Origin of the sequence: Xanthomonas sp. D-36-1, assembly GCF_017746155.1 — a bacterium.
Taxonomy (GTDB): Bacteria; Pseudomonadota; Gammaproteobacteria; order Xanthomonadales; family Xanthomonadaceae; genus Xanthomonas; species Xanthomonas cissicola.
Genome location: NZ_JAGHWR010000132.1, coordinates 1 through 1,517, shown reverse-complemented (window position 1 = coordinate 1,517; position 1,517 = coordinate 1). Strand labels below are relative to the sequence as shown.

Genomic DNA, 1,517 nt, shown 5'->3' with positions numbered 1-1,517 from the left:
GCATAAACTTCTCCGAGTCTTTCAGGCGTGCGCATGCGCACCGGCCGAAGAAGAAGTACTTCGCGAAGCCGTTGTAGGCCTCCACCTTGTTGAGGGTCGGCAGGGATTCGTGTAAAAAAAAAAACAGCCAAAAGTGAGCTAACTTGCTGTCAGAAAAGAAATTTTCACAAATCCCTGCCGGCCTTCATACGGGTCCTGGATTGCCTCCACGTCTGCGCCTCGCCCCCGGTCGTCGAGGGTTGCCAGGATCCCCCGAAGTTGTGTGCTGCCGTGCGGATTCGGCAAGGAGTGGAGGGACCAGAGATCTTTTAGTCTTGGGCGACCATCTTTTCTATAAACAGGTATGCCTGATGGATCCCATTCGTCCGCGCACGCCAAGTCCTGCCCACGAACTTCTGGCCGGACCCCAGCCGGATAGGGTTCAGCCGCAGCCGACTGCAGATCGTGGGGAGGCTCCGCCTGCTGGCAGCCCCCTGGATGGCTTGCCCGCTCGACGGACGATGTCCCGAACCCGTCTCCCGTCTCCCCCTGCACCCTTGCCTGCGTTCTCAGCGGGCAGTTTCAGCGATCTGCTCCGTCAGTTCGATCCGTCGCTTCTTGATACATCGCTTTTTGATTCGATGTCTGCCTTCGGCGCTCCTCATACAGAGGTTGTCTCAGGAGAGGGGGATGAGGTGCAATCGGGTCTGCGTGCAGCCGATGACCCGCACCCCACCGTGCAGGTCGCTGTGACGGCCGCGCGACCGCCGCGCGCCAAGCCGGCGCCGCGACGGCGTGCTGCGCACACCTCTGACGCTTCGCCGGCCGGGCAGGTCGATCTATGCACGCTCGGCTACAGCCAGCAGCAGCAAGAGAAGATCAAACTGAAGGCTCGTTCGACGGTAGCACAGCACCACGAGGCACTGATCGGCCATGGGTTTACACGTGCGCACATCGTTGCGCTCAGCCAACACCCGGCAGCCTTGGGGACCGTCGCTGTCAAGTACCAGGCCATGATCGCGGCGTTGCCGGAGGCGACACACGAAGACATCGTTGGCGTCGGCAAACAGTGGTCCGGCGCACGCGCCCTGGAAGCATTGCTCACGGTGTCGGGAGAGTTGAGAGGTCCACCGTTACAGTTGGACACAGGTCAACTTCTCAAGATTGCAAAACGTGGCGGCGTGACCGCGGTGGAGGCAGTGCATGCATGGCGCAATGCACTGACGGGCGCTCCCCTGAACCTGACCCCGGACCAGGTGGTGGCCATCGCCAGCAATAACGGTGGCAAGCAGGCGCTGGATATGTTGCCGGTGCTGTGCGAGCAACATGGCCTGACCCCGGCGCAGGTGGTGGCCATCGCCAGCAATGACGGCGGCAAGCAGGCGCTGGAGACGGTGCAGCGGCTGTTGCCGGTGCTGTGCGAGCAACATGGCCTGACCCCGGCGCAGGTGGTGGCCATCGCCAGCAATGACGGCGGCAAGCAGGCGCTGGAGACGGTGCAGCGGCTGTTGCCGGTGCTGTGCGAGCAACATGGCCTG

General features: G+C 62.4%; 1 protein-coding gene. It reads left to right on the top strand.

Features of this window, described 5'->3' with window-relative positions:
• Positions 1–350: 350 nt before the first annotated feature.
• Positions 351–1,517: TAL effector repeat-containing protein (locus tag J7367_RS21950; protein WP_209029014.1), on the top strand; the 1,167-nt coding region annotated here is incomplete at its 3' end.